The sequence below is a fragment of the Argonema antarcticum A004/B2 genome (genome assembly GCF_023333585.1).
GTDB lineage: Bacteria > Cyanobacteriota > Cyanobacteriia > Cyanobacteriales > Aerosakkonemataceae > Argonema > Argonema antarcticum.
The window spans coordinates 1-6,622 of sequence record NZ_JAIQZN010000179.1; the positions used below are offsets into that span (position 1 = coordinate 1).

Here is a 6,622-nt window from a genome sequence, read left to right on the forward strand (position 1 = left end):
AAACGCCATGTACACTGATAAACTCAGCGGCACGCTCTGGACTCATGCCAGTGCTGCGAAGTTCACAAAATTTAACTAAAACCTGAAAAGTCTCAAAGGCGTAGCCTTTCTGACGCGGTTTGTAATCAAAATCGGATCTCAGCTTTTTCTTGAGAGTTTTCACGTAGCGGCGAAGTGTCCGTTCTGACACCCCCAAAGAATCAATTGCAACAGATGCGGGAATAAAGTCAATCGTTGTATCTATAAGGGTTACAGGATTTTCTATTTTGACCGTGTAGAGCCATCGGTGAAGTTTGTCAGGCGAACCGATGGCTTAAATTTTTAACAATGTAATTTACAGTAAGTTACTGCGTTTGCTACTGTAGAACAGAGTAACACAGAATTCACTTTGGAACACAGTACAATGCAGTCATTGATATTAAATGATGATGTTACCACTAGGCGAAAAGCAGAAATTATTACCGCTTACGTAAATCCAGACCTAAAGGCATTTGGTTTTCAAGGGATTCGAGTCCAAATTGACGTTGGCTCGTTCCGAACCTGGGAGGGACTAGAGGTGGGCGAGTTCGAGTTGCTGCCGATCTCTTCCTGACATACTGCGATACGGGTGTAGTCAAAAGGGCTACCAACCAGTCTAATCTAAGGCCATCGCATCGCGCATGGAAGCCAGTATGCGTGCGATCGCAAATCAGGCTGCAAAACCCTTGCCCTCTGAGCGAGCAGTATGATATTTTATATCAATGAATAATTGTTTTAAACTGAACATTTAAACAATTAAAATAACCCCATTATTTTAATAATGAACAACATAGTAAAATTTGTCAAGCGTTGCGATTCTCCTACACAAACGCTATGCGAACGCACCTCTCTTTTTTAGTAAAAATTCTTTTGACTTATCCAGTAGTTAAAAAAGCGATCGATCTTATCCAAAAGGGAGCGAAACTAACAGATTATTTGAAAATGCTTTATCTAGAAAAGTTGCAAGTTTTAGGATAAACTTAGGAATAGTCGAATATTTACTATTTTTTATTGAAAGCATCTACAATGGCTAAAGACGTTTTCCATCAACAGGTTAAAAATGCCTTATTCAAAGGCGGATGGAATATTACTCATGATCCTCTGACTATTCGCATTAGTGAAGCAGTCAAATTACAAATTGATTTAGCAGCAGAAAGTACAATTGCCGCAGAACGGGACACAGAAAAAATTGCCGTAGAAATTAAAAGCTTTATAGGGGACTCAGATATTAGCGCGTTTCATACCGCCTTGGGGCAATATCTTAACTATTGCCAAGCACTTGAAGAGCAAGAGCCAGAGCGAATAGTTTACCTAGCTAGGGCTTGCTGAATAAGTCTGCGATCGCTTTAATCAGAATTAAAGATGGAATCAAGCGGGCTGATAGATAACTTTTTCTCGTCCAATACGTCCCCATAGATAAGTTTTGACAATCAGTGAATCCAAAAAAGGAGTTGGTTTGGGAAATTGACACAAAAAAGCACAAAAAAGCTGTCTGAGCATTGCAGACAGATTGATCACTAAAAAAGTAATCGCAATTGCCGTAAGAGCCGTATTAGCAAGTTTAGCCATGACTCGATTGAGGCTAAATCTGCGTTTTCCCTGACCAAATTTTCCCTCAATAGAGTTACGAATCCTCTCATCAACTCTAGCTTGCTTATGAGTTTCTGGACTCACATTTAATGGCGGTCTACCTAACGGCGGACCACTAATTCTAATCCCTCTTTCCTTACACCAAGCACGATTCTCTCGGGTTCGATAAATTTTGTCTACATGAACCGACTCTGGATAATAACCTGTAAATTCTTTAAATGCTTCTACTTGTGCTTTTAAGTCTCCTGATTCGTTAAAATTATGCCAACTAATTCGGTCGAGAAATACATATCCATCTACACAACTAGCTGACAATTTTGCTCCAAATTCTACGGGGGTTCCCGCTTTCCCTCTCACAATTGGACGGATATGTGGTTGGGTGATACTCACTATTCTGTCTTCAATACTCTGTTTTTTATTTTCAAACATCCATTGCTGTTGACGCTCGACTTCAGTGACTACTAATAAGTTCTTATATTGGCTTTTATTTAAGCTGGACAGGGGGCTACCTGCTTCAATTAGTTGGTCGATATGTCCTAAGTTTCTTTTGATATATTGCAGTTGTTTTTTAATCGCTTTTCGGCTTTGTTTTCGTGATGGTCGCCGTTGTTTCGCTACTGCTAAGTAGTCTTTTTTCGCTATCTCTCTATAGGTTCTGGGTTTTCTATCTGAAGACTCTTGGCGATTTTTATGCAAAATATCAATAATTTTTTCTGTTTGTTTTCTGGCTTGATTTAAGATTTTTAAGTCCGTAGGATAAGTAATATCTGCGGGCACACAGGTCGCATCAGCTATTAACTTGCCTCGATTTTTTTGCTCCCCGATGCCTTCGGCGACTTCTGGCTTTTTTGATGGGGATTGCTCCCCTGTGGTTGACTGCATTTTCTTGACCATCTCTTGATTCACTTTGTTGACTAAGTTCACCGTGATTCTTTGTCGGAAGTGAACTAATAGTGACGCATCAAATGGGGCAGAATTGCTGTACTCTGTCCGACCGATAAAATACTGTAAATAAGGGTTTTCTTTGATTTGTTATACTGTTTCTATATCACTTATTCCTAATTTTTCTTTGATGATTAATGCCCCTAGTGCCATCCTAAATGTTTTAGCTGGTGCGCCCATTTCTGGGTTAAACAATGCTGCATATTCGGCTTCAAACTCTGTCCAGGGTATGAGTTTGGCCATGATTACCCATCGGTTATCTTCTGATAATTTTCCTTCAAACGGTAGTTTAAATTCTGCCGGTGGGGTAGTTGGTGGCTCGACTTGTCGGTACATGGTCTATGGCCCACTCCTTAATAATGATGCAAGGTTTTGGCGCTATTTTACACCTATTTCTTGCCTCTGACTAGATTGCTCTAGCCCTATAATCCTTTCACTGTCAGCTTTTCGCTTTTCTTCAGCAAGCCCTAGCTATTCCTGTGGAAACCTATCAGGATTTTTTTCAGCTTCCCTTCATTCAACGCGCTCTTAAACGTTACCAAGTCAAGCTGATAATTTACGATCCTAAACAGGAGGAGATTAAGCAATGGATAAATTAGAACAGTATCGCCAATTTGTCAAGCAAATTTTGACAGAACACACCCAAATTGCTACCACCAGTGATACGGTGAAAGCAGAACTCATATTCGATTCCGAACGCGACCATTATCAACTGGCTTATGTAGGTTGGCAAGGAGATAAGCGGGTATTTGGTCTAGTCATGCACTTTGACATTCAAGATGGCAAAATTTGGATTCAATATAACGGTACAGAAGACTCTATTGCTGAAAGGCTGGTTGAAATGGGCGTACATACTTCAGATATCGTCCTCGGTTTTCATTCCTCTTTCAAACGCCAATTTAGCGGTTATGCAGTCGGTTAAAGATGTGGAAAGGTAGATTTTAAGAGTTGGCATCCTCAAATTGTTGCTGATACCAAATAAGTTCGGATTCAGCCCGTTCCAACTCAAAAGAATAAACTTCATCATCAAGGGCATCCCAACCGTAACAATCATCAGAATCTAAATCCTCATAACTCGATGAAACCACCTGGGGAACAACAGATGTAGAATAATACGTCCGTGAGAAAAAATCTGGAGAACCAAAATATTTATCATCCGGGTATAGTTCTCGCCATTTATGATAAACCCATCCTCGCTTATAACCTAGCAAGCGAGCGCATTCACTTAATTCCTCAAACCTTGGTTGAGGGTTGTATTCAATAAGTTTATAATACAACCAAATTGGTTTATGACTTTGACTCAATTGAATTAATCGCCAATAATATAACTTCTCAAACCGAAAGCCAAAATTCTGTCTAGGTAATGCTTGATTTTCTTCATCTTCGCTAAACCTTCTGGCTCTACTATCACTAGGAATAGCCAACTCTACCAAACGAGCTTGTTCGCTAAATGGAAGAAAATCTAAAATATCTGCCAAGAGAAATCCGCCTTTTTTGAGAGCAAGTGTTACCGCATCCCAAGAAAGTGACGATACTACAGCAGCCACAGTTGAGCGCTTTCGTTCTTCTTGTCGCAGTTGAGAAATACGTACTTGTTGCTCCACAGGCAGCCTAGAAATAACTTCTTGAGGATTAAAAATATGGCTGTAAGAGTTTATAGCATTAAAAATTTCTGCCCAAGTAGACGCTTTGCTCACTTCTTGATTCAGGCGTTCCAACTGTGCTTGACGAGCTTTTTGGGCAGCTGCTTCCTTTTGCTCTTGCACTAAATTATCGTAATATTTAGTAGCCCAAGCAACCGCCCATTGAAAATCTTTAGTATAAAATAAAGCACATTCTCGCAATTCTGGAATACCCAAATTAGGGTATTGCTGCACCAAAAAATTAGCTAAATTAGGTAAAATTGGTAAACCCGAGCGTTTGCGCCTAAAAGCACCCACAATCCGATAAAGTTCCCCTAAAAATTGCCAATCGCAATCAGTAGGAATTTCTCGCATCTCCACACCCGGATGATTATAAACTTGTCTGGGGGGCGGCGGTTCCCCACCAGACCACTTTTCCATCTCGATCTCGTCCAAGCAGTTAGGACAAATGTACTTACACCACAATTTAAACTCGCCGTGACCGGGACTCCACTCATACTTGTAGGGTTTTTGTTCGTGGGGCAGCGGCTTAAAGACGTGACAGCATTCGGGACAGCAAACATTCCACCGTTTATCCTTAAGAGAAACAGGGTCTAAACGCCACTCCCAAGGCTGGTCAGGAGCCCCAAACACAGTCCAGTTTTCCGTATGGTCGATAATAATCGCAGCTTCTTTACCAGGATGGGGACGGAGGCTTCTGCCCACCATCTGCAACCAAAGGATGAGAGATTTAGTGGGACGGACAATTTGTACCGCTTCCAAAGAAGGAACATCAAACCCTTCCGAAACAATACCGCAGTTGCACAAAATGAGAGTCTTACCCGAGATGAAACGACCGAGAATGGCTTTGCGTTCTTCCGGCGGCGTATCCCCATCCAAATGTTCCGCAGCGATACCAGCTTCTCGGTAAGCTAGTGCGATCGCTTTAGAATGGTCAACACTGACAGCAAAAACAACCGTCTTGCTAGCTGGCGCAAACTTACGCCAGCTAGAAATTAAATCGCCGTAACTTAAGGAAGTGTTAACAGCAGCAACTAATTCCTTTTGAGTATAATCGCGGCCTGTGAGAGTTTTGGGGCGTCTAATCTTGATTTGTTGCGGGGCGGCAAACAACTTGAAAGAGCATAAATAATTGCGATCGATCAGCCAGCGCACATCAGGGCCGCAAACAAGTTCATCATAGAGGAACTTAAATCCCTGTCCGTCAATACGGGCAGGAGTGGCAGTAACTCCCAAGATGTAACTGTCTTTGTAATGTTCTAACAATCGCGTCCAACTGCGACTGACACTGTGGTGAGCTTCGTCGATAATCAGCAGGTCAGCCTCTGGTAGCTGACGTCGCAGTAAGGATTGAACCGAAGCAATTTGGACAAGGTGACTGCGGTCTTCTCGGTATCCGGCTTTGATTAAACCTACTTTTTCTCCGGTAACGGCACAGAGTTTTTCAAGAGCTTGCAGTAGTAGTTCTTCCCGGTGGACTACGACCAATACTCGCAGTTGCTTAGCAGTGAATTTATGGGTAATGGCGCTGAAAATGACAGTTTTTCCGGCACCAGTGGGTAAAGCCATTAAAACTCGCCGTTTACCTTGCGACCATAAAGATTCGACCTGGCTGAGCAGGTCGAGTTGGTAAGGACGTAATTGGTAGTACACCTGTTGCAGTGGTTGTGGGTTTAACACCTTGCGTCGTTGGCGATCAAAGAAAAACTGGTTTTATCTACCTTAATAAATTATTAAAGAAGTAGCGTTGTAGTGAGAATGGGAAGTAAATTTGTAGTGTCCCAATTGGCCTATAAAGAAGAGAAAGAGCAATCTGTGAGGCCGATCGCTCCGGTTACTGTTGTGTCCCAAATGGCCTATCGTATAAAGAGATTGGGTTGTCGATCGAAAGCCAGGAACGTTGTGTCCCAAATGGGATGTAACCGAGAAAGGAGCGATCAGATACGCAATTTGGTCAGGCGGCTTTTGAGCGGTTCTGACGCAGATTTGGTGAAAGGGGCATTGAGCCAATCATGTCTAGATAGATATCTAGATGGCGTAATCAGGTTTGTGGAGTGTTCTGGAGTCATAGTGCGGTATGCGAAGCGCAAGCGCGACGACAAGTCGTTCGCGATCGCCATTTCTCTGCCCGAACAACGGAGTACTCTAGGTGAAGAGAGTACTTGGTTGATGGCCAATCCTTTTCCTTAAGACGGTCATAAAGAGCCATCCCTTTCATTACCAGAAAAGGCACAATAGAAGCCACCCGTAAAGACGCAGAATCTATTCCCCCTCCAGGCAGCGTTCCAGAAATCCTCACTTCTTTGGTTCTTCCGTACTTAGTGTGCTAAAATGTTATGAAAATGCCATAAGAGTAAAGCCCGTATTTCAAAATTATTAAAATTTCTAAATCCAAATCCACAACGTTTTAACAATTTTAATTTATTATT

The 6,622-nt window shown here is 42.0% G+C and carries 8 protein-coding genes and 1 pseudogene; 5 read left to right on the forward strand and 4 right to left on the reverse strand.

Annotated features, from left to right (window positions below):
• Positions 1-190: hypothetical protein (locus tag LAY57_RS34525; RefSeq protein WP_249071828.1), on the reverse strand; the 190-nt coding region annotated here is incomplete at its 3' end.
• Between the two features lie 213 nt (positions 191-403).
• Between LAY57_RS34525 and LAY57_RS34530 the strand changes: the two genes are divergently transcribed.
• Together LAY57_RS34530 and LAY57_RS34535 are read left to right on the forward strand one after the other, a co-directional pair.
• On the forward strand, positions 404-592 hold the full coding sequence (locus LAY57_RS34530) for a hypothetical protein (RefSeq protein ID WP_249071829.1): 189 nt from the start codon (positions 404-406) through the stop codon (positions 590-592).
• Between the two features lie 452 nt (positions 593-1,044).
• Entirely contained in the window at positions 1,045-1,347 is a 303-nt protein-coding gene (locus tag LAY57_RS34535; RefSeq protein ID WP_338022548.1) for an element excision factor XisH family protein, read from the forward strand.
• A 39-nt stretch (positions 1,348-1,386) separates the two neighbouring features.
• Here LAY57_RS34535 and LAY57_RS34540 read toward each other — a convergent pair.
• Positions 1,387-2,886: pseudogene (locus LAY57_RS34540) on the reverse strand (IS5 family transposase).
• Positions 2,887-3,029: 143 nt separating this feature from the next.
• Here LAY57_RS34540 and LAY57_RS34545 point away from each other — a divergent pair.
• The gene (locus LAY57_RS34545) at positions 3,030-3,149 is read left to right on the forward strand and encodes an element excision factor XisH family protein (RefSeq protein ID WP_249071831.1); all 120 of its coding nucleotides are present in this window, start codon (positions 3,030-3,032) and stop codon (positions 3,147-3,149) included.
• Positions 3,137-3,472 carry a XisI protein gene (locus tag LAY57_RS34550; RefSeq protein WP_249071833.1) on the forward strand — a complete coding sequence of 112 codons (336 nt, stop codon included), beginning with the start codon at positions 3,137-3,139 and terminating at the stop codon, positions 3,470-3,472. Before LAY57_RS34545 ends, LAY57_RS34550 begins: the two co-directional genes overlap by 13 nt.
• A gap of 19 nt (positions 3,473-3,491) precedes the next feature.
• Here the strand turns inward: LAY57_RS34550 and LAY57_RS34555 are convergent, their stop codons facing one another.
• Complete coding sequence (locus tag LAY57_RS34555; RefSeq protein ID WP_249071834.1) at positions 3,492-5,873, reverse strand: DEAD/DEAH box helicase; 2,382 nt, start codon at positions 5,871-5,873, stop codon at positions 3,492-3,494.
• Positions 5,874-5,969: 96 nt separating this feature from the next.
• Between LAY57_RS34555 and LAY57_RS34560 the strand changes: the two genes are divergently transcribed.
• Complete coding sequence (locus LAY57_RS34560) at positions 5,970-6,383, forward strand: hypothetical protein (protein WP_249071836.1); 414 nt, start codon at positions 5,970-5,972, stop codon at positions 6,381-6,383.
• A gap of 128 nt (positions 6,384-6,511) precedes the next feature.
• Here the strand turns inward: LAY57_RS34560 and LAY57_RS36750 are convergent.
• Positions 6,512-6,622: transposase (locus LAY57_RS36750; RefSeq protein WP_249071837.1), on the reverse strand; the 111-nt coding region annotated here is incomplete at its 5' end.

Excerpts from the sequence above, each read along its gene's own strand:
- LAY57_RS34530 (WP_249071829.1), top strand. The coding sequence starts at position 404 with ATGCAGTCATTGATATTAAATGATGATGTTACCACTAGGCGAAAAGCA.
- LAY57_RS34535 (WP_338022548.1), top strand. The coding sequence starts at position 1,045 with ATGGCTAAAGACGTTTTCCATCAACAGGTTAAAAATGCCTTATTCAAA.
- LAY57_RS34550 (WP_249071833.1), top strand. The coding sequence starts at position 3,137 with ATGGATAAATTAGAACAGTATCGCCAATTTGTCAAGCAAATTTTGACA.